The organism is Sulfuriflexus mobilis (genome assembly GCF_003967195.1).
GTDB classification, from domain to species: Bacteria; Pseudomonadota; Gammaproteobacteria; order AKS1; family AKS1; genus Sulfuriflexus; species Sulfuriflexus mobilis.
On the sequence record NZ_AP018725.1, the window covers coordinates 1,440,701 to 1,465,545 of the forward strand.

Genomic DNA, 24,845 nt, shown 5'->3' on the forward strand with positions numbered 1-24,845 from the left:
CGCTTATTATGCCGCATCCTTGTCGACGAGGGTATCCAAAAGCGCTTCGAGCATATCGGCACGTTCCTCGTCTTCACTATCCTGGTTGATACGCAGGGTCTGCTTGCCATCAAATCGGTAGCGTTGGCTCTGTGTCTGGATCAGGGTAATGATTTTCATCGGGTCAATATTTGGTTCAGCCTCGAAGATCACACGTGCGCCATTCGGGCCGGCATCGATTTTTTTAATGCCCAGGGGTGTGGCCAGCAGCTTTAACTCGGTGACACGGAACAGGTTTTTCACCGGGGGCGGCAACAGGCCAAAACGATCGATCATTTCCACCTGCAGTTCGCGCAGGTCATCCTTGTCGCCGGCATTGGCGATACGCTTGTACATAATCAGGCGCAGGTGCACATCGGGCAGGTATTCATCCGGGATCAGCGCGGGCAGGCGCAGGCTGATCTCGGTACCGGCATGCAGGGGTTTGTCGAGTTCCGGTTGTTTGCCCGAGCGCAAGGCGGCAACCGCACGTTCCAGTAGTTCCGTGTACATGGAGAAACCGATCTCGTGGATCTGGCCACTTTGTTCATCGCCGAGCAATTCACCGGCACCACGGATCTCGAGGTCATGCGTGGCGAGCATAAAGCCGGTGCCGAGGTCTTCCATCGACTCGAGTGCCTCGAGGCGTTTCATCGCATCGGCTGTCATGGCACGACGCTCGGGGCGGATTAAATAGGCATAGGCACGGTGATGCGAACGGCCGACACGACCACGTAACTGATAAAGCTGGGCGAGTCCGAACTTGTCGGCACGGTTCATGATGATGGTGTTGGCACTCGGGATATCGATGCCGGTTTCAATAATCGTCGTACACAGCAGCACGTTAAAGCGCTGGTGATAGAAGTCGAGCATGACCTGTTCCAGTTCACGTTCACGCATCTGGCCGTGGGCGATACGGATACTGGCCTCGGGCACGAGTTCGGCGAGTTGTTTCTGGATCTTCTCGATGCTCTTGACCTCATTATGCAGGAAGTAGATCTGTCCACCGCGTTTGATCTCGCGCAGACAGGCCTCGCGTAACAGACCATCATCCCATTCGCGAACAAAGGTCTTGATCGACAGGCGGTTGGTCGGTGGTGTGGCGATCACGGAGAGGTCACGGATCTGTGACAGGGCCATATTCAGTGTGCGTGGTATCGGTGTGGCGGTCAGGGTCAGGACATCGACCTCGGCACGCAGGGCCTTGAACGTGTCTTTCTGGCGGACACCAAAGCGATGTTCCTCATCAATGATGACAAGGCCGAGGTTCTTGAACTTGATGTCACGCTGTAACAGCTTGTGTGTGCCGATAACGATATCGAGATGACCGCTGGCCAGCGAGGTGATGGAGTCGTTCAATTGCTTGCCGGAACGGAAACGTGACAGCACCTCGATCTGCACCGGCCAGTCGGCAAAGCGGTCACGGAAGTTTTCGTAGTGTTGCTGTGCCAGCAAGGTAGTGGGCACCAGTACGGCCACCTGTTTGCCACCCTGGGTGGCGAGAAAGGCGGCGCGCATGGCGACCTCGGTCTTGCCGAAGCCGACATCACCACAGATCAACCTGTCCATGGGTTGTTCCCGCGTCATGTCATGAATGACATCATGGATCGCATTTTCCTGGTCAATGGTTTCCTCGAAGGGGAAACTGGCGGAAAAGGCCGTGTATTGCTCATCGGGCGCAGGGTAGGCGTGGCCCTTGCGTGCGGCACGGCGTGCATAGATATCCAGCAGTTCGGCGGCAACGTCACGGGCGCGTTCACTGGCCCTGCGCTTGGCCTTTGACCAGGTCTCGGTACCAAGTTTATGCAGGGGCGCCTGTTCCGGGGCGCTACCCATATAACGACTGATTAGCTGCAGTGAGGATACCGGCACATAGAGTTTGTCATGGCCCGCATATTCGAGTGTCAGGAATTCCTGTTCGATACCGCCCATGTCAAGCGTTTGCAGGCCAAGGTAACGCCCCACACCATGTTCTTCATGCACGACCGGGGACCCCTCATTGAGTTCGGTGAGGTTCCTGATAATTGCATCACTGTCTTGCCTGGCCTTGCGACGTCGGCGTGTCTGGCGAACCTGTTCACCGAACAACTGTGATTCACAAATCACCGCAATCGCGGGCGACTCCAGCATCAGTCCCTGTTCCAGCGGCGCGATGGTGATCGCCAGTGGGCTATCGCTGTCGAGGAAGCCTTGCCAGCCCGTGACCTGGCTGGGCCGTATGTTGTAGTGACCGAGGGTTTCCAGGATCAACTCCCGTCGCCCGGCAGATTCGGCCGCAAACAGGATACGGCCATCAAACTTGTCGATAAATCCACGCAGGGTGGCGGCCGGATCACTGGCGCGCGCATTCAGACTGAGTGAAACACTGGCGCTGGTGGCAAAGTTGGTGTGTGTCTCTGCCGTTTCGATCTCCACGTGATGCAGGTTTGCCGAGGGGAAACGATTAATGTCTGCGAGCAAGCTGTCTGCAGAGAGGAATAATTGTTCCGGTTCAAGGATGGGGCGTTCCAGATCGTAACGTGCCGACTCGTAGCGGGCCTCTGCCTCTTCGTGGAATTGCTCGGCCGCAGTGGCAATATCATCGACACAACAAAGCAAGCTGTTGTCGGGCAGGTAGTCGAACAGGCTGGCCATCTCGTCGAAAAACATCGGCAGGTAATACTCGATGCCTGCTGAGGCAATGCCCTGGCTGACATCTCGATACAGGGGGACAGTGTTCGGGTTGATATCGAAGCGCTGGCGAAAACCCTGGCGGAAGCGTGTGATGCCGTCTTCATCCAGCGGGTATTCGCGCGCGGGTAATAAATGAATCGCCTCGACCTGGTCGAGAGAACGCTGTGTCTCGGGGTCGAAGTGGCGGATGGATTCGATTTCGTCATCGAACAGGTCGATACGGTAGGGTGCCTTGCTGCCCATCGGGAACAGGTCAATAAGGCTGCCGCGTACGGCAAAATCCCCGTGGTCGAGAACCTGCGGCACGCACAGGTAGCCGGATTGCTCGAGGCGGCCACGCAGGGCAGCGAGGTCAACCTTGTCACCGACATCAAACATGAGGCTGTGCTGTCCGACGTAACCGGGGGGCGTCAGGTGGTGCATGAGGGTCGCGACCGGCAGGATGACGATGCCGTGTTCAAGTGTCGGCAGGCGGTTCAGGGTCTCCAGGCGTTGCGAGATGATGTCCTGATGGGGGGAGAACACATCATAGGGCAGGGTCTCCCAGTCCGGGAAATGCATGACCGGGGTATCTTTTGCCTTGCTGAGAAAGACCTTTACGGCCTGTTCCAGCCGGCTGGCGGCCGGGGTGTCGGTGGTAATGGCGATCACCGGGCCATCATGGCGTTGCGCGGCCAGGGCCAGGGCCAGACCGGTGCTGCTGCCGTAGAGCCTGCCCCATTGTTGCCTTTCGCCGGCTGAACGGGGTGGGCGTATGTCAAGCAAACTGCGGTATTCGAAAGTATCCATGCTTATAATGATTCTAGAAAAACGCTATAACTAACTGTAATAAAAGTAATATATCTAATCTTGACAAGGGGCAGTTATTACAAACATACTGGTCGGTATGTTAAAACCACGCCAGGCAGACCTGACCCGTCACCAGCTCCTGCAGTCGGCCATGCACGAGATCCACCAGCATGGCTTTCAGGGTGCCAGCCTGTCTCGCATCCTCGACAACACGGGCCTGACAAAGGGCGCATTGTACCATCACTTTCCCAACAAACTGGCACTCGGCTACGCCGTGGTGGACGAGTTGTTGGCCATGTACATGCAATCTGTATGGCTGGAGCCGCTGGCAAGCGGCGATGACCCGCTGCACGCCATCGAACAGGCCATAACCACGACCTGGACGGAGCACGGCCGGGAATTACTCCGCTTGGGTTGCCCGATAAACAACCTCTCGCAGGAGATGTCACCGCTGGACGAGGGCTTTCGTATTCGTATTGATAGCCTGTACGCGGCCTGGCAGCAGGCCCTGGAGCAGGGCTTACGGCGGGGACGGCAGGCCGGGCACCTGCGCAGTAATCTCGATATCCCGCAAACCGCGATATTTATCATGGCGGCCATCGAGGGCTGTTTCGGTCTGGCCAAGAACCGGCAGAGTGAGTCGGCCATGCAGGTCTGCTCGGCCGGTCTGTATGCTTACCTGCAAAGCCTGCGCGCAGAATAAAAATAATGCACGATAACAAGAGGGAGTAAAGAGGTGATGAAGGAACGTTATAGCCAGTGGATATTGCAACACCGATTCGTTGTCATCGTCCTGGCCCTGCTCGCCGTAGCGGTGATGGCGAGCGGGGTACGCAACCTCTACTTTACAACCGACTATCGCGTTTTTTTCAGTAAGGAAAATCCGCAACTGAAGGCCTTTGAGGCCCTGCAGGATACCTATAGCAAGAATGACAATATTCTCTTTGTTATCGCACCGAAGGATAAACAGGTCTTTGGTCGTGAAACACTGGCGGTGCTTGAAGAACTGACCGCAGCGGCCTGGCAGATCCCATACTCCAACCGCGTCGACTCGATCACAAATTTTCAGCATACCCGTGCCGAGGGCGACGACCTGGTCGTTGAAGACCTGGTTATGGATGCCAGCCGACTCTCTGACGAGCAATTGCATTCGATTAAACGCATTGCACTGAATGAACCCTTGTTACTGGACCGCCTGATTTCACCAAGCGCCGAGGTCACCGGGGTGAACGTGATCCTGCAATTGCCAGGCAAGGCCCAGCACCTCGAGGTACCCGAGGCCTCGCAGTTTGCCGCAGAGATCGCCGAGCGTTTGCGCAAGCAACATCCGGATATAGATATTTATATGACCGGCATGGTGACCATGAACAATGCCTTTTCGCAGGCCAGCCAGAAAGACATCAAGACCCTGATACCCTTTATGTTCCTTGCGGTGATCGTGATATTGACGATCCTGCTGCGAAGTTTCTCGGCAATCTTTGTCACCGTCGTGGTGATTTTGCTTTCGATTATTTCGGCCATGGGGCTCACCGGCTGGATCGGCATTGGCCTGTCACCGCCGACGACCTCGGCACCAACCATCATTCTGACCATCGCCGTGGCAAATTGTGTGCATATCCTCATGACCTTCCTACAGGTATTGCGGGGCTCGCATGACAAACGCCAGTCCATGCATGAAAGTTTGCGGGTCAACTTTCAACCGGTATTTCTGACCAGCCTGACCACGACAATGGGCTTTATGTCGATGAACTTCAGTGATGCGCCACCGTTTCGCGACCTGGGTAATATCGTCGCGATGGGTGTGGTCGTGTCTTTTTTCCTCTCGGTGACCCTGTTACCCGCCTGCATGACCTTGTTGCCGGTGAGGCCCAGCAGACAGTCTGACCCGGGTCGGTGGATGAAAAACTTTGCCGAGTTTGTCATCGTGCAACGCAATCGCCTGGTAATTTTTATGCTGGCGCTGATTGTATTGCTGGTGGCCTTTATTCCGCGCAATGAACTTAATGATGAGTATGTAAAATATTTCGACACCTCGATCGATTTTCGCCGTGACACCGACTTTGCCACGCAAAACCTCACCGGTATTTACATTATCGAATACTCTCTTTCGGCCGGTGAAAGCGGGGCGATTGCTGAACCGGAATACCTGCGCCGACTCGAGGCCTTTGCCAACTGGTACCGTCAGCAGGATGAGGTCCTGCATGTGAATGTGCTGACCGATACCATGAAGCGGCTGAACAAGAACATGCATGCTGATGCAGAGGAATGGTATCGTCTGCCGGATGAAAGAACGTTGGCAGCACAATATCTGCTGCTGTATGAATTGTCATTGCCATACGGGCTGGACCTGAACAACCAGATCAATGTCGACAAGTCAGCCACGCGTATGGTGGTGAGTTTGAAAAGCCTGTCAACGAACGAATTACTTGCCATCGAGAAACGCGCGCAGGACTGGATGACGGCCAACCTGCCAGCGGACATGCGTAGTGAGGGCGCCAGTTCCTCTATCATGTTTGCCTATATCGGTGAGCGGAATATCCGCAGCATGTTACTGGGCACGACCGTAGCCCTGATCCTTATTTCGTTGGTACTCGTTATCGCCCTGAAATCGATCAAGATCGGCCTTATTAGTATGATCCCCAATCTGGTGCCGGCGGCCATGGCCTTCGGCCTGTGGGGGATACTGGTCGGCGAGGTTGGTCTGGCCCTGTCGGTGGTAACCGGTATGACGCTGGGCATTGTGGTTGATGATACCGTACACTTTTTAAGCAAGTACCTGCGCGCACGTCGCGAGAATAATATGTCGCCAGAGGATGCCGTACGTTTTGCCTTTGCCAATGTCGGCATGGCCCTGTGGGCGACCTCGGTGGCCCTGGTGGCGGGATTCCTGGTCCTGTCCTTATCGGCCTTCAAGCTGAATTCCGGTATGGGCCTGTTAACCGCGATCACCATCAGCTTTGCTTTAATGGCAGATTTTTTGTTCCTGCCCCCCTTACTCATGAAACTCGAAGGAAAATCCCATGCACAGGATATTCGTACTGCTGCTAAGCCTGGTTCTGTCTGAACTGGTTCTGGCTCAAACACCAGAGCAACAAGGACTTGAGATTGCGCAAGAGGGTGACCGGCGTGACAGCGGCTTTGTTGACTCAAGGGCGGATCTGACCATGTTGTTAAAAAACCGGCATGGTGACGAAAGTCTGCGACATATTCGTATCCGCACCCTGGAGGTGGAAGGCGATGGCGACAAGAGCATGTCGATCTTTGACAAACCCTTTGACGTCAAGGGGACGGCCTTTCTGTCTTATTCGCATAAGACAGGTTCAGACGATCAGTGGTTATATCTTCCTGCCCTGAAGCGTGTCAAACGTATAGCCTCGCGCAACAAGTCAGGTTCATTTATGGGTAGCGAGTTTGCCTATGAAGACATTTCTTCGCAGGAAGTGGAAAAATACACCTACAAATACCTGCGTGACGAGGCCTGTGGCGAGCGTGAATGTTTTGTTATTGAACGTTACCCGGTAGATGAATACTCGGGCTATACGCGACAAGTGGCCTGGATCGACAAGCAGGAATATCGTCCGGCCAAGATCATCTTCTATGACAGGAAGAATGCGCTCCTCAAGACCCTGGTCTATAACAATTATAACCAGTACCTTGGGCGTTACTGGCGTGCAGAAAAAATGTTCATGGAAAATCATCAAACCGGCAAAAGCACCTTGCTGACCTGGACGAATTATAAATTCGCCAATGCCTTTACGGATAGGGACTTTGATCGTAACAGCCTCAAGCGCGCACGCTAGTCTAACCCGGATGATTTCAAAAACATTTTCTTACTTGAGGTCGCTTGTACTGCTGGCCGTCTTTATTATGCCGGTCATGTCCCTGGCGAGCGAAGGGACATGGTCGGGAAATGTCGCGCTTGAGTGGCGTGATTTTCTGCAGTCTCCACTTGCGGGTGAACAGCAGGGCGACAGCATGTCGCTGTCTTTTCAGCCTGAGTATTATCGTCAGTGGAATAATGGTCAGCAGGCCTTTCGCTTTACACCGTTTGTACGTATTGACGGCAAGGACCAGGAACGTTCACACCTTGATTTAAGAGAGTTGAGCTGGACCTATGTGAGCGAGGAATGGGAACTGCTTGCCGGTGTCAGCAAGGTTTACTGGGGGGTGGCGGAATCCCTGCACCTGGTCGACATTATCAACCAGACCGATCTGGTCGAGAATCCGGATGGTGAGGAAAAGCTTGGCCAGCCTATGATCAAGCTGACCCTGGTACGTGACTGGGGTGACCTCGATCTGTTTATCCTGCCCGGTTTCCGTGAGCGGACCTTCCCGGGCCGACGCGGTCGTCTGCGCACGCAAGTGCCTGCCTCAAACGGCGACGCTGACTATGCCTCGTCAGCTGGGCGGGAACACATCGATGTCGCTGCCCGGTGGCGAAAGACTCTCGGTGACTGGGACATCGGTCTGTCGCATTTTTCGGGCACTGCCCGGCAACCACTGTTTCGTGAGGGTACTAACAGTGCTGGGCGTAGCGTGCTGATCCCGGTTTACGACACCATCGATCAAACCGGTCTCGATGTGCAGGCCACCAAGGGCGACTGGTTGTGGAAGTTAGAGGCGATCTCACGTAGCGGCCAGGGTGAGCGCTTTAGTGCCGCTGTTGGCGGCTTTGAATATACCTTGTACGGCATCTTCGACAGTGGTGCCGACCTGGGGCTGTTGACCGAATATCTCTATGACGAACGCGGCAACGCCGCAACCACACCATTTGAAGATGATGTGTTTATCGGCGCCAGGCTGGCCATGAATGATGTTGCCAGTAGTGAACTGCTGGCAGGGGTGATCACGGACCTGAGTAATGGTTCGCAGGCTTATAACCTTGAGGCGAGTCGGCGTTTTGGCCAGCACTGGAAATTGAATCTGGAGGCGCGGCTGTTCTCAAATATTAATGCAAAAGATTTACTCGCTGCACAACGTAATGACGATTATGTACAACTGGAGCTGGCGTATTACTTTTAAAAAATAAAAAATATAGACAAGGTTCAGGGTTCGTTATTTACCCTTCCCGCGCCCGTGCGCAACGTTTCAGATAGGCCTCGCGGGCAATCGCTATATCATCAAGGAACGGCTTCAGTTCACTCAGCAGCAGTGCCTGCGGACCATCGACGAGGGCCTTTTCCGGGGCCGGGTGGAAGTCGGCGAGGACCATGTTGGCACCGGCGATCACACCCTGTGCGGTGACATGCATGACATCAAGCAGGCCATCCGGTGCGCGATCCCGTGAACCAACGGAGTGTGAGGGGTCTATACACACGGGCATACGGGTCAGACGTTTCACCACCGGTACATGGGCAAAGTCGATAAAGTTACGGTGTGGGTCACCCATATTGGTCTTCATGCCGCGCAGGCCAAAGATCACCTTATGATTACCCTCGCTGGCGAGATATTCAGCAGCGTTGAGGGATTCTTCGAGGGTAATGCCAAAGCCGCGCTTCAATAATACGGGGTGCACCTTTTGCCGGCCAACGCTTTTTAATAATTCAAAGTTTTGTGTATTGCGGGTGCCGATTTGCAACAGCACGCCGGTTGGCCGGCCGGTCTTTTCCAGGGCATTGTTGATCTCGTCGACATGGCTTTCATGTGTGATCTCCATGGCAATCACACGAATGCCATATTGACCGGCGAGTTCAAATACCCACGGCAGACAGTCTTTGCCATGACCCTGGAAGGAATAAGGATTGGTGCGGGGTTTATAGGCACCCATACGCGTACACACCTGACCGTTTTCCTGCAAGGCGCGCATCATCTGTTCAACGTGTTCGGGGGTATCTACCGCACAAAGCCCGGCAAAAACGTTGAGGGTATCCTGGCCGAATTTCACGCCGTTGTATTCAAATGCGCTCGGGCGCTGTTCATCGGCATGTCGGCCGAGGATACGGTACTCCTCCGAGATGCGTACTACACGCTCGACGCAGGGCAGGCTGCTCATGTCATCTTCAGACAGGGCGAGGGTATTGCCGACGAGGTAGAGTTCGGTCAGGGTCTGCTCGGTGCCGTGCTCGTCGTGGACACGCACCTGGATATCGGGCAAGGCCTCGAGGTGTTGCAAGAGCAGGCGATAACTGTCGCTTTTTTTGTCGACGTTGGGGTGCAGGATCAGGATCATGGTTTTTTTGTGTTATGGCTTTTGCATTTGATGGTGGACGGCCGAGTGTATAACACGGTCATGCTCGAAGTGCACGGTATACTGCTCATAGACCCAGCGGGTAATAGGGGGCTCGCCAACCGGGGCCATTTTCTGCCGTGGACTGCCAAACGCAGCTTCAACCTGTTGCATGGTCATGCCACGCCCGGGACGGGGGATGCCCGTAGTACTGTTGGCGGGCGCATCGATAATACTCAGGGTCTCGGCAGCAGCGAATGTCGGCAGGCCGCAGAGGACAGACAACAGCACTGGCAGGATAAAGGCCTTGTAGGTAGACATATCTTTCTCCTTGTCTCTGTAGACTAAGTGACGCTGACTGATGTGCTTGCGGTCACTATAACATTGCCCCTGTGCCGGTAAAAGCCGGCGATGGGGCTCGTTATTGGATCAAAGCGCTCCTGCGGCCGTATGTCTGCGACCTGCGCCACATTATGCTGAAACACTATCGTAAACGTGAGGACAGGCTCAACGGCTTGTGGTTTAATATCGAGCTATGTTCAGACCACTAGAAGCCTGCATTGGCCTGCGATATACCCGCGCACGCCGACGTAATCACTTTATCTCCTTTATTGCCCTGTTTTCGATCCTGGGTATCGCCCTGGGCGTGCTGGTTATGATCACGGTGTTATCGGTCATGAACGGTTTCCAGACCGAGGTACGCGAGCGTATCCTCGGTGCGGCCTCGCATATCACGATCAATGCTATTGATGGCACCGGTCTGGACGACTGGCAGGCGGTCGTGGCGGCCTCGGCCAAACACCCTCGCGTGATTGGCACAGCACCCTTTGTGCGTACCGAGGGCATGCTCACGCATGGCCAGTATGTCAGTGCGGCCTTTGTCCGCGGTATCGACCCGGCACTCGAGCCACAGGTCTCTGAATTACATAACAGCCTGTTGGTGGGGGATTTTACCGAACTGACCCCGGGCGCCTTTAATATATATCTGGGCAAGTACCTGGCGCGCACGCTCGGTGTCTTCGTCGGTGACAAGGTGACCCTGGTCACACCACAGGCGGCCATCACCCCGGCGGGGATCCTGCCGCGCCTGAAACGTTTTACCGTTGTCGGAATCTTCGAGACCGGCCATAACCAGTATGACAATGGTCTGGCGGTGGTGCATATCAGTGATGCCGCGCGGCTGATGCGGCTCGGTGATAACGTCACCGGCGTGCGTATCAAGCTCGATGATATCTTCGCCGCACCGTTTGTCGGCGAGGAACTGGTGGCAAGCCTGCCCGGTGCCTACCGGGTCAGTGACTGGAGCAAGGTGCACGCCAACTTCTTCCGTGCGGTACAGATCGAAAAGCGCATGATGTCGATTATCCTCACCTGCATCCTGCTCATCGCTGCCTTTAATATTGTTTCCATGATGGTGATGACGGTCACTGAAAAGCAAAGTGATATCGCCATCCTGCGCACGCTGGGGGCCTCACCGGCGAGGATTATGCGTATCTTTATCATTCAGGGCACGATCATCGGTATGTTCGGCGCCTTACTGGGTATTGCAGGGGGCGTTGGTGTTGCCCTGAACATCGATGTTATCGTGCCGGCCATTGAATCCATGCTCGGTACCAAGTTCCTGTCGCCGGATGTCTACCTGATTAGTGAACTGCCCTCTGAGCTTCAGTGGAATGATGTGGGGATTATCTCTGCCACCGCCTTTGTCATCACCTTACTGGCCACGCTGTACCCGGCCTGGCGTGCCGCCCGTGTCCAGCCTGCAGAGGCGCTGCGTTATGAGTGATTACATCATCGAGTGCCAGGGTCTGGTAAAGAGTTTTAGTGAGGGCAGATTGCACGTTGATGTATTACGTGATGCCAGTCTGCATATCGGACGCGGTGAACGCGTCGCCATTATTGGCCGCTCCGGTGCCGGCAAGAGTACTCTGTTGCACCTGCTGGGAGGCCTGGATATCCCGAGTGCCGGGCAAGTGCTTATCAATGGCAAGGATATGGCAAAGCTGAATGCCGCGCAGCGTGGCCAGTTGCGCAACCAGTACCTCGGCTTTGTTTACCAGTTTCATCACCTGTTGCCCGAGTTTACGGCAGTAGAAAATGTCGGCATGCCGCTGATGATCCGTGGTGATGACCCGGATAAGGCGATGCAGCAGGCTGCAGCGATGTTGCAACGCGTGGGTCTGGAACATCGCCTGCACCATAAGCCGGGTGAAATGTCTGGTGGTGAACGTCAGCGTGCCGCCGTGGCACGTGCCCTGGTGACACGGCCGGCGTGTGTGCTCGCCGATGAACCAACGGGTAACCTCGATACGCGCAATGCCGAGCAGGTGCATGAATTGATGCTGGAACTGAATAAGGAGATCCGTACCAGCTTCGTGGTCGTCACGCATGACGAGACACTGGCGGCAAGAATGGATCGTGTACTGACCCTGGACGACGGTCAGTTACGAGAGTAGATCATATTTGCGGGGGCTTGTAGCGCCGCAGGTTTTTCTTTTTCAGTCGGTTGACGATGCTGAGTCGCCAGAGCAGGCGGATGCTCACATACCCCAGAAAAGAACTCACTACGCCCATGACAAAGCAGCCGAGCAGGAAGGGCTGCCAGATTATGTGCAGGCCGCTGCCGAGCCATTCAAAACTCAGTTCAAAATGAAACTTCGTCTCGGGGATGCCGAGTATCCAGGTACCGAGCAGGTAGGCGAAGTAAAACAGTGGCGGCATGGTCAGGGGATTGGACACCCAGACCAGGGCAACCGAGACCGGCAGATTGACACGCAGGAAGATGGCCAGGGCCGCGGCGAAGACCATCTGGAAGGGCACCGGCACCCAGGCAAAAAACAGGCCCACGGCAAAGGCACCGGCCACGGAGCGGCGATTCAGATGAAACAGGTTGGGGTCATGTAACAGGTTGCCGAATATCTGCAAATTTTTGTGTTTGCGGATCGCCTGGTGGTCGGGTATATAGCGCTGGATGAACTTCTTTAGCATTGCCGTAGTGGGTGTTAAGCTGATTCGAGTAGGGATATATAGAAACATTCTGCCCCCGCTGGCGAAGGAGTGCAATGCGTTTAGGGACAATCGCATTTTTGCTCGGCATTCTTGCTGCGCAACAGTTAACGGACTTGCCTGACGGCAACAGTTGGTTTTTCGCCGGCTTTGCCCTCATCCTGCTGTGGTTCCTGCCATGGCCCTGGCGTCTGCCGCTGTTGACACTGGCCGGTTTTCTCTGGGCGCTGTTCTTCGCCGGCGTGCTCATCGATGCGAGATTGCCTGCCGCCCTGGAAGGTGAGGTTATCCTTATCGAGGCCAGGGTCGTCAGCCTGCCGAAACCGACCCGGCATGGTACCCGCTTTGATGTCGATACGCAGATCCTCGGTCGTCCTTACCGTTTGCGTTTGAATGATTATCAATCCCGCCAACACCCGCCGCATGCCGGTGAACGCTGGCGCCTGCTGGTCAAGTTAAAACAGCCACACGGGCTTATGAATCCCGGCGGCTTCGATTACGAGCGTTACCTGTTTCGCCACGGTATTGCCGCCACCGGTTATGTCCGCCAGGCAGAGGTCAATGAATACCTTTCAGCCCCCGGTTATGGCGATGCTATCCTCGTGGCCAGGGCCGGTCTATCGACGACGATCGAGCAGGCCCTGAGTGGCCAGGCCCACCAGGGTCTGGTGCGTGCCCTGGCCGTTGGCGACCGGCGAGGGATCGACGCGGCGCATTGGCAGGTGTTGCGGCGTACCGGCACCAGCCACCTCATGGCCATTTCCGGTCTGCACATCGGCCTGGTGGCCGGAATGGTGTTCCTGTTCATCCGCGCAGTCTGCAGCCGGAGCACCTGGCTGTTGCTGCGCATACCAGCGGTGATACCGGCCGCCGTCGCGGCGATGCTGGCGGCTATTGTCTATGCCATGCTCGCCGGTTTCTCGGTACCAACCCAGCGGGCCCTGATCATGGTCTGTGTAATGATGCTGGCCATCATCTCTCGCCGCCAACTGGCGCCGTCCTCGGTGCTGGCCGTCGCCCTGTTGCTGGTGCTGCTCTTCGACCCGCTGGCGGTCCTCGATGCCGGTTTCTGGTTATCGTTCTCAGCCGTCGCCATCATTATGTATGTGATCTCGGCCCGCCTTGGCAGTGTATCGAAGTGGCTACAGTGGGGACGTATACAATGGCTGATCGCCGTGGGCATGTTGCCGTTAATGTTGATCCTGTTTCAGCAATTAAGCCTGGTTGCCCCGATTGCCAACTTGTTGGCCGTGCCCTGGGTGAGTTTTGTCACCGTCCCGGCGACCTTGCTCGGCAGTCTCAGCCTGTCATGGTGGCCTGACGCGGGTAACAGCCTGTTAGGGCTCGCCACCTGGAGCCTTGATGAACTCTGGCCGATACTCGAGGCCCTCGCCAGACAGCCACTGGCCAGTTGGGCCTCGCATCGTCCACAGGACTGGACCATCCTGCCTGCCGCGCTCGGTATGCTCTGGTTGTTGCTGCCGCGTGGCTGGCCGGCGCGGTGGCTGGGGGGCGTGTGCCTGTTACCCATGTTGTTATTGCCGAGGACCGGGCCTGCCGAGGGGGAGTTAGCGTTGAGTCTGCTCGATGTCGGGCAGGGGCTGTCGGTGGTGTTGAGGACCGCCGGGCATGTGCTGGTTTACGACACCGGTGCACGTTTCTCCGATAACTTTGATGCCGGCCAGGCCATTATTGTGCCGTTTTTACGATCAGAGGGCGTGACGCACATCGATACGCTACTGGTCAGTCACGGTGACAATGATCACCGCGGCGGGGCCGATAGCCTTTTACAGGCCTACCCGGTACGACGTATCCTCAGCGGCGCGCAGTCGTCCCGCTGGGGACATGCGCAGGCCGAGGCCTGCCGAGCCGGGCAGCACTGGCAATGGGATGGTGTGGACTTTGATATCCTGCATCCTGCGGCTGAGCTGCCCGGCAAGGCAAACAACCGTTCCTGCGTGCTGCGTGTCAGTGTCGGCGATTATCATGTGTTATTACCCGGTGATATCGAAACCCTGGTAGAGACTCATCTGCAACAAGGTGGCCAGGACCTGCGTGCGCAAATACTGGTGGCCCCGCATCACGGTAGCAAGACCTCCTCGAGCCTGTCTTTCTTAAGGGCGGTTAAACCCGAGTGGGTATTGTTTGCCACCGGTTATCGCAATCGCTACGGTTTTCCCCACCCAGGCATCGTGCAGCGTTATCGTGCCGCCGGGACGCAGATGGGGGATACGGCCAAAAGCGGGGCGATCCAGCTGCAAATTGCCGCAGGCAGGCTGAAAAGCCAGCGCGGCTGGCGTCAACAGGCACGCCGATACTGGCACGCACAGTGATGGTATTGTCGTGGGCATGTTGTACAATCGTCTCCTACTGTACGGCGGCGATTGGCCGTGAACGACTAAATTGATAGACTTATCAAAAACATAAAAAGGCTAAAAGACTGTGTTTGAACTCGTCAAGGCAGGCGGCTGGCTCATGCTGCCCATCATCTTATGTTCGGCCATTGCGTTAGCGATCATCGCCGAACGCTTCTGGAGCCTGCAACGTAAACGCATTACCCCGAAACATCTCGTGGCCCAGATCTGGCACTGGGCACGTAACAAACAACTCGATGAGGCCAAGATCCTGCAGCTGAGGAAGGGCTCACAACTGGGTCGTATCATCGCCGCCGGCCTGGTCAACCGCCACCACCCGCGTGAGATCATGAAAGAGAGCATTGAGGATGCCGGACGTCACATCGTGCCGGAGCTTGAGCGATTCCTGAATACGCTGGGTACAATTGCCTCGATCACACCACTACTTGGTCTGCTCGGCACGGTGGTCGGTATGATCGATGTCTTTACTGCCATTATCGAGCACGGTGTCGGCAATCCGGCGGAACTGGCTGACGGCATCTCCAAGGCCCTGATCACTACGGCAGCGGGTTTGTCCGTGGCTATTCCTGCGCTGATGTTTTATCGCTACTTCCGTGGCCGCGTCAATGAACTCGTCCTGACCATGGAGCAGGAGGCCCTGAAGTTGATTGAGGTCCTGCACGGTGAGCGTGAGGATGCGGACCTGGAAGAAGAGGAGAACGAACTGCAATGAGACTGCGCCAGCAGGTCAGTGAAGACCCGGATGTCAATCTGACACCGCTGATCGATGTTGTCTTCCTGTTGTTGATCTTCTTTATGGTTTCGACGACCTTCAATAAGGAATCAGAGCTGAGTATCGACTTGCCCACCGCGACCGGCGAAGTAGCGAAGGAACGCTCAGTGCAGATTGAAATATCCATCGATGCTGAAGGTCACTATGCGGTCAATAATGAGCAGCTGGTGAATGAACAACTGGCGACCCTGAAAAATGCGATTATCAAGGTTGCCGGCGATGACCGTGAGCAACCACTGGTGATTAGTGCTGATGGCCGTGCCTCACATCAGTCTGTGGTTACTGCAATGAATGCGGCACGCCAGCTCGGCTTTTCTCACCTGACCTTTGCTACCAAGATTGCCCCGGAAGAAAATTAAACGATGTCCAATGATGTAAAGAAGATAGGTGGCAAAGAGGCCTATCTGCGCCTGCTTAGTTTTGTATTGCCGCACTGGAAGATGTTTGTGATTTCTATCATCGGTATGGCCGCCTATGCCGCTACCGATGCTGCCGTTGCCTGGTTGATGAAACCGCTCCTGGATGAAGGTTTTATCGCCAACGACGTCAGTGTTATTCGTCTGATGGCACTGGGGCTGGTAGGGATCTTCCTGCTGAGAATATTCGTTGGTATTGTCTCGACGTATTGCATGAGTTGGGTAAGCAGGCGGGTGATAAAAGATCTGCGTTTAAAAATGTTTGAGCACATCCTGCACCTTCCTACTGCGTATTATGATCAGTCTTCTACCGGCAATATACTCTCGAAACTGATCTTTGATGTCGAACAGGTATCACGCGCCTCAACCAATGTCGTAACCGTCTTGTTCCGAGAAGGATTGACTGCTATCGGCCTGCTGGCGCTGATGTTCTACCGTAGTTGGCAATTGACCCTGATCTTCCTGCTGGTCTCACCGCTGGTGGCCTGGTTGATCTCATTTGTGAGCAAAAAATTTCGCAAGACAAGTCAGCGTATCCAGCAGAGTGTTGGTGGCATCACGCATGTTTCCGAAGAGGTGATTGAAGGCCATCGTGTGGTCAAGACCTTTGGTGGGCAAACGGTCGAAGCCGCTTCATTTGAAAAGGAAAACGAGTACAACAGCAAGCAAAAACTTAAACTCGATGTTACCCGGGAACTGAGTGTCGGTGTTATCCAGTTCCTCGTTGCAATTGGTATCGCCGGGGTGATCCTGTTCACCACCTCAGAAGCCATGCGCGGCCAGGTCACCCCCGGTGATTTTGTGTCGATGTTGTTTGCACTGGTTATGCTGCAGCGTCCTATCAAGCGCCTGACCACAGTGAATTCCTACCTGCAAACCGGAATCGCCGCTGCACAGAGCGTCTTCAGTTTTCTTGATATCGACAAGGAAAAAGATAACGGTACGAAGTTGCTGCAAAAGGTGCAGGGCCGGGTCGAATATACAAATGTCGGTTTCTCCTACGAGACCAGTGCCGGCAAGGTACTGGATAAGATCAACTTCGTCGCCGAGCCGGGTAAGACCATTGCCTTTGTCGGTCGTTCGGGGAGTGGCAAGTCTACCCTGGTGAACCTGCTGCCGCGTTTCTATGATGCCCTTGAAGGCAGTATTCGTATTGATGGCCAGGACATTAACGACATCCGACTCGATGACCTGCGTCGTCACATCGCGCTGGTCAGCCAGCACGTGACCCTGTTCAATGATACGGTGGCGAAGAATATCGCCTATGGCAGTCTTAGTGATGCCAGTGAGGAAGAGATTATGCGCGCGGCCGAAATGGCACATGCCCGGGAATTTATCGAAAAACTGCCGGATGGCCTGAATACCATGGTTGGTGAAAATGGGGTGTTATTGTCCGGTGGCCAGCGTCAACGCCTGGCGATCGCACGTGCCCTGTTGAAGAATGCGCCGATCCTGATCCTCGACGAGGCCACCTCGGCGCTGGATACCGAGTCTGAACGCTATATCCAGGCGGGTCTCGAGGAACTGGTGAAAAATCGTACCACACTGGTGATCGCCCACCGGTTGTCGACCATCGAAAATGCCGACAGTATCATTGTCCTGCATGATGGTCAGATAATCGAACAGGGCACGCATAATGAACTACTGGCACAAGGTGGTCAGTATGCGGCCCTGCACAAGATGCAGTTCAGGGATGTCTAGCCATGTTGCGCAGTCTCCTCAACAGGCTCTTTAACCGTATCTGGTATAAGCAGAGCTGGCCGCGTTATGCCTTGATGCCCTTGACCTGGTTTTACCAGGCCATGATCCGCCTGCGCCGCCATGCCTACGAACGTGGCTGGAAGCCGAGCAACAGATACCCGCTGCCGGTGATCGTGGTCGGTAACATTACGGTTGGTGGCAGTGGCAAGACCCCACTGGTGATCTGGCTGGTTGATTTTCTGCGCAAGGCGGGTTTCAAACCGGCCATCATCAGTCGTGGCTATCGTGGCAAGGCCAGCCAGTGGCCGCAACAGGTACGGGCCGACAGTGACCCGGTGGTGGTGGGTGATGAAGCCGTGTTACTGGCCCGACGTTGTCACTGCCCAATCGCTGTCGGACCGAATCGTAGTGCCTCGGTTGAGGCATTATTGCAACACACGGATTGTAATATCATCATTTCCGATGATGGTTTGCAGCATTATGCCCTGGAACGTGATATCGAGATCGCCGTGGTGGATAGCCTGCGTCGCTATGGCAATGGTTGCCTGTTACCCGCAGGGCCGTTGCGTGAGCCAATAGAACGTCTTAAAGACGTGGATTTTATCGTTAGCAACGGCATCGCTGAACGCGGTGAATATGCCATGAGTCTGCGCATGCATACGGCCTGTAACCTGGAAACCGGCGAAGTCCGCGAGTTGAAGACCTTTACGAATGGCACCGTGCATGCCATGGCAGGTATTGGCAACCCAAAACGTTTTTTCAGTGCTTTGCATCAGCAGGGGCTGAAACTCTATGAACATGCCTTTGCCGATCACCATGATTTCAAGGCTAAGGACCTGGCCTTCAACAACACCGCACCGGTACTCATGACCGAGAAAGATGCGGTAAAGTGTCAACGCTTCGCACACAGTCATTACTGGTATGTGCCGGTCGAGGCAGAATTAAACAAGCATTTTGGGCCACGCCTGTTGGCAGCGCTCGAAAGCAAGGCAGTCAAGTCTGCGGTAACCCCATCAGCCACGCATAGCAACACGGCTGGACAAGCATAAGCGAGAGTGATTATGGACAAAAAATTGTTAGCGATACTGGTCTGTCCGGTCTGCAAGGGACCGCTGGTGTATGACAAGCCCAAGGCTGAGTTGATCTGCAAAGTGGATCGCCTGGCCTATCCAATCCGCGATGACATACCTGTGATGCTCGAGGAAGAAGCACGTCGACTGCCTGCCGACGAGGAAGTATAAGTGGATTTTCGAGTTATCATCCCGGCGCGTTATGCATCCCGGCGCCTGCCGGGAAAACCCCTGCTTGATATCGCCGGCAAGCCGATGCTACAGCATGTACACGAACGTGCCATGGAAAGCGGTGCCAGCCATGTTGTTATTGCCACTGATGATGAACGCATTAGTGATGCAGCAAAGGGTTTCGGTGCCGAGGTCGTCATGACCTCAAGCGAACACCACTCCGGCACCGACCGCCTGGCCGAGGCCGTGAGCTTGCTGGGTTGCAAGGCCGACGAGATCATCGTCAACCTGCAGGGCGATGAACCACTGATGCCGCCAGCCATTATCACCCAGGTTGCCAGGGACCTGCATGAACATGCCGATGCCAGTGTTGCGACACTCTGTACCTCAATCCATACTGCCGAAGATGTCAGTAACCCTAATGTCGTCAAGGTCGTGTTCAGCAAAAAGGGCTACGCGCTGTATTTCAGCCGCGCACCGATCGCCTGGGAACGTGAGCACTTCCGGCTGTCCAGTTTCCGGCCCTCCGGGCACCATATACACTACCGCCACATCGGCCTGTATGCCTACCGTGCCAACTTTCTCGGGCGTTACGTAACATGGCCGGTCTGTGATATTGAGGAAATGGAAGTGCTGGAACAACTACGCGTGTTGTGGAATGATGAAAAAATCCACGTCAGTGAGGCCGCGGCGATTCCGCCACCGGGTGTGGATACCGAGGAGGAGAGGGTGCGCGTCGAACGCCTGATTAAGGAATTTCGGCACCCGTCATAAGCTCACGAACAACAAGGAACGAGTGCCATGCATCGATTAATAAGGATGTTTCTCACCAGTCTGTTTCTTTGCCTCAGCCTGGCCATACAGGCCGAGGAGGCCACGCAATCGGGCATGGACAATCAGCGCCTTGATGAGCTCATTCATCGAATAGATAAATCGGCGCAGGGCAAACCCGGTTACTGGGTGTTCGTGGTCGAGGGCCGCGAGGTCAGTGTCATTACCGATGCGCGTGCCGATCGCATGCGCATCATCATCCCGATCACGCCAACCAAGGACATTGACCGGGATCTGCTCTATCGCCTCATGCAGGCCAACTTTGATTCCGCGTTGGATGCGCGCTACTCCATCGCCAATGATATCCTCTGGGCGGCCTTCATCCATCCTTTGTCTGCCCTCGGTGACAAGGAGTTTTTATCAGGCCTAGGCCAAACTGTGAACCTGGCCCTGAGTTATGGTGATAGCTACAGTTCCGGCGCGCTGGTCTTTGGCGGCGGCGACAGTCAGGCGCTGCGCAGGCGGGAACTGATTGATAAGTTGCTGCGTGATGGTCTGACGATTTAATACGTCATTTTTTGAAACGTGATCTTCCAGTGTGCATGCTTAATCTTCGACTAATTCCAGGCACAAAAACTGCGGGTCAAATTCATCGCGGTTGCTATTTAATACCGCGATGATCGTGGTTTGTGGCACACGCCGGTTGGCATGGCCGTGTTGATCGGACTGAATCGCCGGGTCGCGGTATTCGTGTTCGAGCACGATCGACAGGCTCTCCTCAATGACCTCGATAACACGGCAGACCTCTTCCTGGTGGATCACCTGCAGGCCAATCAGTCCGCGTAATTGTTCGATACTGATGTTTATTTTCGACATAGTATTTTGCTATCCGGCTTGCGCGACCCTTATAATGTTCGTATTGGCCGGCTTCGGCAAGTACATTTCAGGGGCAATGACATGGTTAAGGTTCTATTTGTCTGCATGGGCAATATTTGCCGCTCACCGACGGCACACGGCGTGTTTGAACACATGCTCAGGGAGCAGGGCCTGGTGGCGGCAATCGAGGTGGATTCCTGTGGCACGCATGCCTATCACATCGGCGAACCCCCGGATCGTCGCTCCCAGGAGGTCGCAGCGCTGCGCGGTATTGGTCTCGACCACCTACGGGCGCGGCGTGTGGAGATGAGCGACTTCGAGTATTTCGATTATATTCTTGCTATGGACAGGGATAATCTTTCCATACTTGCGTCCATGTGCCCCTCGCAGCATGCCGATAAACTCAGTCTGTTTCTCGATTTTGCGCCCTCGCGCAGCGAGAGTGAGGTGCCCGATCCGTATTACGGTGGCCCAAAGGGCTTTGACATTGTGCTGGACATGATTGAGGTGGCCAGTCAGGGCCTGCTGGATGATATACGCCAGCGGCATTTGTAAGTATATTAATTACTGATTGGGAACCAAATGGCCTACGCGACATAAGTACATCCATGTACAAAAAAGCCCCGCACTGCGGGGCTTTTTTTTAGTTATCCCCCGACGATTCGTCAGCGGGTGGTGATGGTGGTCGCGTCTGCACCTGTTGTAGTACCGGTGCCGGTTTGTCTTCCACCGGCTTCGATGCAGCCGGCTTGGCTGCCGGTGCCGGCGGTGTTTGCGGCTTAGTCTTCACCGGTTGCGGACTCGGTGCGGCAGGTACGGTTGCTTGTGGACGGGTCTGGACCTGTTGCAGCGCGGCCGGTTTATTTTCTACCGGCTTCGGTGCCACGGGTGCAGGGGCCGGCCTGTTCTCTACGGGCTTCGGCGTAGCAGGTACCGGTGCAGTCGGCTTGCTCTCAACGGGTCTCGGTGCGGCAGATACCGGTGCAGTTGGTTTGTTCTCTACGGGCTTCGGCGTAGCAGGTACCGGTGCAGTCGGTTTGCTCTCAACGGGTCTCGGTGCGGCCGGTTTGCTTTCTACAGGTTTCGCCGCAGCAGGTACCGGTGCAGTCGGTTTGCTTTCTACAGGTTTCGCCGCAGCAGGTACTGGTGCAGTCGGTTCGCTTTCTGCAGGTTTCGGCGCGGCAGGTACCGGTGCAGTCGGTTTGCTTTCTGCAGGTTTCGCCGCAGCAGGTACTGGTGCAGTCGGTTTGCTTTCTGCGGGCTTCGGCGCAGCAGGTACCGGTGCAGCCGGTTTGCTTTCTATGGGCTTCGGCGCAGCAGGTTTGTTTTCTGCGGGCGTGGGGCCTGACTTGGACTCAGTGACCGGTTTGGCTTCTACGGATTTTGATTCGGGCTTGTCTGTTGCCGCGGGGGCGGCTGTAGACTTACCTTCAGAGCCGGTGGACGGGCTGGCATCACCGTCAGCCTGGGCCTTATTGTCGCGCTGGTTACGACGACGACCGCCACGACGGCCTCGACGTGAGCGGCCACGACCACTGCGTTCACCGCCTGGCTGTTGTTCACCGCCAGTTTCGGCCGTTTGCTGCATGGTGTCATCACTGGCCTGGAGGGTTGTCTCATCGCTCGGTTTGTTCTGACGCTGACGAGTTTGTGGCGATTTCTTGCCGCGTTCCTGCTGAGGTGCGGCTGTTTTTTCGTCATCCTGTTTTTGCGGCGGGCGTTTGCGACGGGCCTGTTGAGCACCACGGCCAGTACGACGCGGTTCACTGCGGCCATTGCGACTGCCTCGGCGCGCTTCACCGCGAGCACCGCGATTGTCTGGTTGTTTCTTTTCTTCCTGAGCCGCCTCGGCCTCTGTGCCGCCACCGCCATTAAACATGCTACCGAACAGGCGCTTGATAAAGCCGCCCTCGGCCTTTGCCTTCGTTGGTGTCTCTGCTGCTTTGTCGGGGGCCGCCGGTGGTGGCGCATTGGGGACAATGGCCTTAACGGCTGCCTCTTCAACGATGCGTGGCTTGGTGTCAGAGACGATCACATCGGCCTGTCTGGTCTCGGCCGTGGCCAGGTCATAACTGGACTTTTTGAATTCCTCATTATCGACATCCGTGTCACGCAGGCGCTGGATCTCAAAGCGCGGGGTTTCCATATTGGCATTCGGCACGATGGTAACGTTGATGCCGTGACGGTTTTCGATGGTGTGAATAATGGAGCGCTTTTCATTCAGCAGGAAGCTGCCGACATCAACCGGCACCTGGCAGATAATGCGTGAGCTCTTGTCCTTCATGGCCTCTTCTTCAATGATACGCAAGATCGACAGTGCCAGTGATTCCACACCACGGATGGTGCCCTGGCCACTACAACGTGGGCAGGTGATTTGACTCGACTCACCAAGCGAGGGGCGCAGACGCTGGCGCGACATCTCCAGTAGACCAAAGCGCGAGATACGGCCAACCTGGATACGGGCACGGTCCTGCTTGAGCGCCTCCTTCATACGGTTCTCGACTTCACGCTGGTTACGCGACTGCATCATGTCGATGAAGTCGATCACAACCAGGCCACCGAGGTCACGCAGGCGTAACTGGCGGGCGATTTCATCGGCCGCCTCGAGGTTGGTGTTCAATGCGGTGTCTTCGATGTTGCTGCCCTTGGTGGCGCGCGCCGAGTTGATGTCGATAGAGACAAGGGCCTCGGTGTGGTCGATGACGATCGAGCCACCGGAGGGCAGACTGACGTCACGCTGAAAGGCGGACTCGATCTGGGTCTCGATCTGGTAGCGACTGAACAGCGGGATGCTGTCATCGTAAAACTTGACCTTATTTATGTTATTCGGCATCACCAGCGAGATGAAGTCACGGGCCTTTTTGTAGACCTCCTCGTTGTCGATAAGGATCTCGGCGATGTCTTTGCGCAGGTAGTCGCGGATGGCGCGGATAATGACATTGCTTTCCTGGTAAACGAGGAAGGGCGCAGAGCGCTGGTTGGAGGCCTCTTCGATGGCGGTCCACAGCTGCAGCAGGTAATCGAGGTCCCACTGCAATTCTTCGTGGCTCTTGCCAACACCGGCGGTACGCACAATCAGGCCCATACCCTCCGGAATGTCCAGGCCGGCCATGGCATCGCGGATCTCGCTGCGGTCTTCACCCTCAATGCGGCGAGAGACACCACCGGCACGAGGGTTATTTGGCATGAGTACCAGATACCGCCCGGCGAGGCTGATGAAGGTGGTCAGTGCGGCGCCCTTGTTGCCACGCTCCTCCTTGTCGACCTGGACGACGATCTCCTGGCCTTCCTTGATGAGCTCAGAGATATTGGCGCGTTTGCCTGACTCAGGCTGGCCCTTGAAATAGGCGCGGGAGATCTCCTTCAGGGGCAAAAAGCCATGGCGGTCTGCACCATAATTGACAAAGGCGGCCTCGAGGCTGGGCTCAACGCGGGTGATCTTGCCTTTGTAAATATTGGACTTTTTTTGTTCCTTGGCGGGGGTTTCAATGTCCAGGTCGTAAAGCGACTGGCCATCGACGAGTGCAACACGCAACTCCTCTTGCTGAGTCGCGTTGATAAGCATTCTCTTCATTGTGTTGGTAATCCTGTTGTCATGCACAAGCAAGGCAGCGATGTCACTGCACAGGATGATCAGGAGGAAAGCCGACTAGGTATATTTACTTAGACGGACTTTTGGTGCGAACACAACATCATCGGTTTTCAGGCCGGTGGTATCTGGCGGGGCGGTGTCACTCGCTCTCCGCTGTAATGGTTTTTCCTGACCACTCCTTTGTTGCTTGAGCGGTTGATTAGATCGGGCCGTGTCGTTTTAGCGAGCCGGCTTTGTTAATCACGATACCGTCCCTACAGGGTCCGGTATCATTTACGTCGCCTGATCGCACCACGCCAGGCCACGCGCTAATTGTCTGTTGCAGTGGGCATCGGCGCGTCTCGCGCTGCCGGACCCATCGGCTTCAGTTATACCACCGACATTACGCCAGGTGGACACCTTTAATATAACAGTGATACCCGACGGCATCAATCAATGACTTAAGCTGG

General features: G+C 55.6%; 21 protein-coding genes. 15 read left to right on the forward strand and 6 right to left on the reverse strand.

The features are described from left to right. Positions 1-6: 6 nt before the first annotated feature. The gene (gene mfd, locus EL386_RS07240) at positions 7-3,480 is read right to left on the reverse strand and encodes a transcription-repair coupling factor (protein WP_126454831.1); all 3,474 of its coding nucleotides are present in this window, start codon (positions 3,478-3,480) and stop codon (positions 7-9) included. 97 nt (positions 3,481-3,577) lie between these two features. On the opposite strand from mfd, the gene EL386_RS07245 reads away from it, so the two are divergent. From EL386_RS07245 to EL386_RS07260, 4 genes are read left to right on the forward strand one after another with little or no spacing between them, the layout of a single operon-like run. After that, positions 3,578-4,183, forward strand: a complete 606-nt coding sequence (locus EL386_RS07245) for a TetR/AcrR family transcriptional regulator (protein WP_126454833.1) — start codon at positions 3,578-3,580, stop codon at positions 4,181-4,183. Positions 4,184-4,219: 36 nt separating this feature from the next. Next, positions 4,220-6,544, forward strand: coding sequence for an efflux RND transporter permease subunit (locus EL386_RS07250; protein WP_126457269.1), 2,325 nt, complete (start codon positions 4,220-4,222; stop codon positions 6,542-6,544). Beyond that, entirely contained in the window at positions 6,501-7,280 is a 780-nt protein-coding gene (locus EL386_RS07255) for an outer membrane lipoprotein-sorting protein (RefSeq protein ID WP_126454835.1), read from the forward strand. Before EL386_RS07250 ends, EL386_RS07255 begins: the two co-directional genes overlap by 44 nt. Before the next feature lie 34 nt (positions 7,281-7,314). After that, positions 7,315-8,502, forward strand: coding sequence for a hypothetical protein (locus EL386_RS07260; protein ID WP_197722171.1), 1,188 nt, complete (start codon positions 7,315-7,317; stop codon positions 8,500-8,502). Between the two features lie 37 nt (positions 8,503-8,539). Here EL386_RS07260 and EL386_RS07265 read toward each other — a convergent pair whose 3' ends face one another. Both EL386_RS07265 and EL386_RS07270 read right to left on the reverse strand, forming a co-directional pair. Next, positions 8,540-9,649: a 3-deoxy-7-phosphoheptulonate synthase gene (locus EL386_RS07265; RefSeq protein WP_126454838.1), complete on the reverse strand. Its 1,110-nt coding sequence runs from the start codon at positions 9,647-9,649 to the stop codon at positions 8,540-8,542. 12 nt (positions 9,650-9,661) lie between these two features. Next, positions 9,662-9,967: a hypothetical protein gene (locus tag EL386_RS07270; protein WP_126454840.1), complete on the reverse strand. Its 306-nt coding sequence runs from the start codon at positions 9,965-9,967 to the stop codon at positions 9,662-9,664. Positions 9,968-10,181: 214 nt separating this feature from the next. Between EL386_RS07270 and EL386_RS07275 the strand changes: the two genes are divergently transcribed. Next, entirely contained in the window at positions 10,182-11,432 is a 1,251-nt protein-coding gene (locus EL386_RS07275) for a lipoprotein-releasing ABC transporter permease subunit (RefSeq protein ID WP_126454842.1), read from the forward strand. After that, entirely contained in the window at positions 11,425-12,102 is a 678-nt protein-coding gene (gene lolD / locus EL386_RS07280) for a lipoprotein-releasing ABC transporter ATP-binding protein LolD (protein ID WP_126454844.1), read from the forward strand. The genes EL386_RS07275 and lolD overlap by 8 nt, the downstream gene beginning before the upstream one ends. Before the next feature lies 1 nt (position 12,103). Here the strand turns inward: lolD and EL386_RS07285 are convergent, their stop codons facing one another. Next, complete coding sequence (locus EL386_RS07285; RefSeq protein WP_126454846.1) at positions 12,104-12,634, reverse strand: DUF2062 domain-containing protein; 531 nt, start codon at positions 12,632-12,634, stop codon at positions 12,104-12,106. 74 nt (positions 12,635-12,708) lie between these two features. Here EL386_RS07285 and EL386_RS07290 point away from each other — a divergent pair, with 74 nt between their 5' ends. The 8 genes from EL386_RS07290 to EL386_RS07325 all read left to right on the forward strand — a co-directional run bounded on the left by EL386_RS07290 (position 12,709) and on the right by EL386_RS07325 (position 20,495). Further along, on the forward strand, positions 12,709-14,985 hold the full coding sequence (locus EL386_RS07290; RefSeq protein WP_126454848.1) for a DNA internalization-related competence protein ComEC/Rec2: 2,277 nt from the start codon (positions 12,709-12,711) through the stop codon (positions 14,983-14,985). 109 nt (positions 14,986-15,094) lie between these two features. Beyond that, positions 15,095-15,739, forward strand: a complete 645-nt coding sequence (locus EL386_RS07295) for a MotA/TolQ/ExbB proton channel family protein (RefSeq protein ID WP_126454850.1) — start codon at positions 15,095-15,097, stop codon at positions 15,737-15,739. Then, a complete protein-coding gene (locus tag EL386_RS07300) occupies positions 15,736-16,158 on the forward strand; it encodes an ExbD/TolR family protein (protein WP_126454852.1) in 423 nt (140 codons plus the stop codon). The genes EL386_RS07295 and EL386_RS07300 overlap by 4 nt, the downstream gene beginning before the upstream one ends. 3 nt (positions 16,159-16,161) lie before the next feature. After that, a complete protein-coding gene (gene msbA / locus EL386_RS07305) occupies positions 16,162-17,916 on the forward strand; it encodes a lipid A export permease/ATP-binding protein MsbA (RefSeq protein WP_126454854.1) in 1,755 nt (584 codons plus the stop codon). A 2-nt stretch (positions 17,917-17,918) separates the two neighbouring features. Continuing rightward, positions 17,919-18,965: a tetraacyldisaccharide 4'-kinase gene (lpxK, locus tag EL386_RS07310; protein ID WP_126454856.1), complete on the forward strand. Its 1,047-nt coding sequence runs from the start codon at positions 17,919-17,921 to the stop codon at positions 18,963-18,965. 12 nt (positions 18,966-18,977) lie between these two features. Beyond that, the gene (locus tag EL386_RS07315; RefSeq protein ID WP_126454858.1) at positions 18,978-19,157 is read left to right on the forward strand and encodes a Trm112 family protein; all 180 of its coding nucleotides are present in this window, start codon (positions 18,978-18,980) and stop codon (positions 19,155-19,157) included. Continuing rightward, positions 19,158-19,931, forward strand: a complete 774-nt coding sequence (kdsB, locus tag EL386_RS07320; RefSeq protein ID WP_126454860.1) for a 3-deoxy-manno-octulosonate cytidylyltransferase — start codon at positions 19,158-19,160, stop codon at positions 19,929-19,931. Between the two features lie 27 nt (positions 19,932-19,958). Then, complete coding sequence (locus EL386_RS07325) at positions 19,959-20,495, forward strand: type III secretion system chaperone (protein WP_126454862.1); 537 nt, start codon at positions 19,959-19,961, stop codon at positions 20,493-20,495. 39 nt (positions 20,496-20,534) lie between these two features. Here the strand turns inward: EL386_RS07325 and EL386_RS07330 are convergent, their stop codons facing one another. Further along, a complete protein-coding gene (locus tag EL386_RS07330) occupies positions 20,535-20,804 on the reverse strand; it encodes a hypothetical protein (protein WP_126454864.1) in 270 nt (89 codons plus the stop codon). An 81-nt stretch (positions 20,805-20,885) separates the two neighbouring features. On the opposite strand from EL386_RS07330, the gene EL386_RS07335 reads away from it, so the two are divergent. After that, positions 20,886-21,359 carry a low molecular weight protein-tyrosine-phosphatase gene (locus tag EL386_RS07335; RefSeq protein WP_126454866.1) on the forward strand — a complete coding sequence of 158 codons (474 nt, stop codon included), beginning with the start codon at positions 20,886-20,888 and terminating at the stop codon, positions 21,357-21,359. A gap of 88 nt (positions 21,360-21,447) precedes the next feature. Here the strand turns inward: EL386_RS07335 and rne are convergent, their stop codons facing one another. Continuing rightward, positions 21,448-24,378, reverse strand: coding sequence for a ribonuclease E (rne, locus tag EL386_RS07340; RefSeq protein WP_126454868.1), 2,931 nt, complete (start codon positions 24,376-24,378; stop codon positions 21,448-21,450). Positions 24,379-24,845: the final 467 nt, after the last annotated feature.

Bases quoted from the DNA above. Each gene is read 5' to 3' on its own strand.
- EL386_RS07315 (WP_126454858.1), top strand. From the start codon at position 18,978: ATGGACAAAAAATTGTTAGCGATACTGGTCTGTCCGGTCTGCAAGGGA.
- EL386_RS07285 (WP_126454846.1), bottom strand. From the start codon at position 12,634: ATGCTAAAGAAGTTCATCCAGCGCTATATACCCGACCACCAGGCGATC.
- EL386_RS07265 (WP_126454838.1), bottom strand. From the start codon at position 9,649: ATGATCCTGATCCTGCACCCCAACGTCGACAAAAAAAGCGACAGTTAT.
- EL386_RS07245 (WP_126454833.1), top strand. From the start codon at position 3,578: ATGTTAAAACCACGCCAGGCAGACCTGACCCGTCACCAGCTCCTGCAG.
- EL386_RS07335 (WP_126454866.1), top strand. From the start codon at position 20,886: ATGGTTAAGGTTCTATTTGTCTGCATGGGCAATATTTGCCGCTCACCG.
- EL386_RS07290 (WP_126454848.1), top strand. From the start codon at position 12,709: ATGCGTTTAGGGACAATCGCATTTTTGCTCGGCATTCTTGCTGCGCAA.
- EL386_RS07270 (WP_126454840.1), bottom strand. From the start codon at position 9,967: ATGTCTACCTACAAGGCCTTTATCCTGCCAGTGCTGTTGTCTGTCCTC.
- EL386_RS07330 (WP_126454864.1), bottom strand. From the start codon at position 20,804: ATGTCGAAAATAAACATCAGTATCGAACAATTACGCGGACTGATTGGC.
- EL386_RS07300 (WP_126454852.1), top strand. From the start codon at position 15,736: ATGAGACTGCGCCAGCAGGTCAGTGAAGACCCGGATGTCAATCTGACA.
- EL386_RS07325 (WP_126454862.1), top strand. From the start codon at position 19,959: ATGCATCGATTAATAAGGATGTTTCTCACCAGTCTGTTTCTTTGCCTC.
- EL386_RS07275 (WP_126454842.1), top strand. From the start codon at position 10,182: ATGTTCAGACCACTAGAAGCCTGCATTGGCCTGCGATATACCCGCGCA.
- EL386_RS07255 (WP_126454835.1), top strand. From the start codon at position 6,501: ATGCACAGGATATTCGTACTGCTGCTAAGCCTGGTTCTGTCTGAACTG.
- mfd (WP_126454831.1), bottom strand. From the start codon at position 3,480: ATGGATACTTTCGAATACCGCAGTTTGCTTGACATACGCCCACCCCGT.
- lolD (WP_126454844.1), top strand. From the start codon at position 11,425: ATGAGTGATTACATCATCGAGTGCCAGGGTCTGGTAAAGAGTTTTAGT.
- msbA (WP_126454854.1), top strand. From the start codon at position 16,162: ATGTCCAATGATGTAAAGAAGATAGGTGGCAAAGAGGCCTATCTGCGC.
- rne (WP_126454868.1), bottom strand. From the start codon at position 24,378: ATGAAGAGAATGCTTATCAACGCGACTCAGCAAGAGGAGTTGCGTGTT.
- lpxK (WP_126454856.1), top strand. From the start codon at position 17,919: ATGTTGCGCAGTCTCCTCAACAGGCTCTTTAACCGTATCTGGTATAAG.
- EL386_RS07250 (WP_126457269.1), top strand. From the start codon at position 4,220: ATGAAGGAACGTTATAGCCAGTGGATATTGCAACACCGATTCGTTGTC.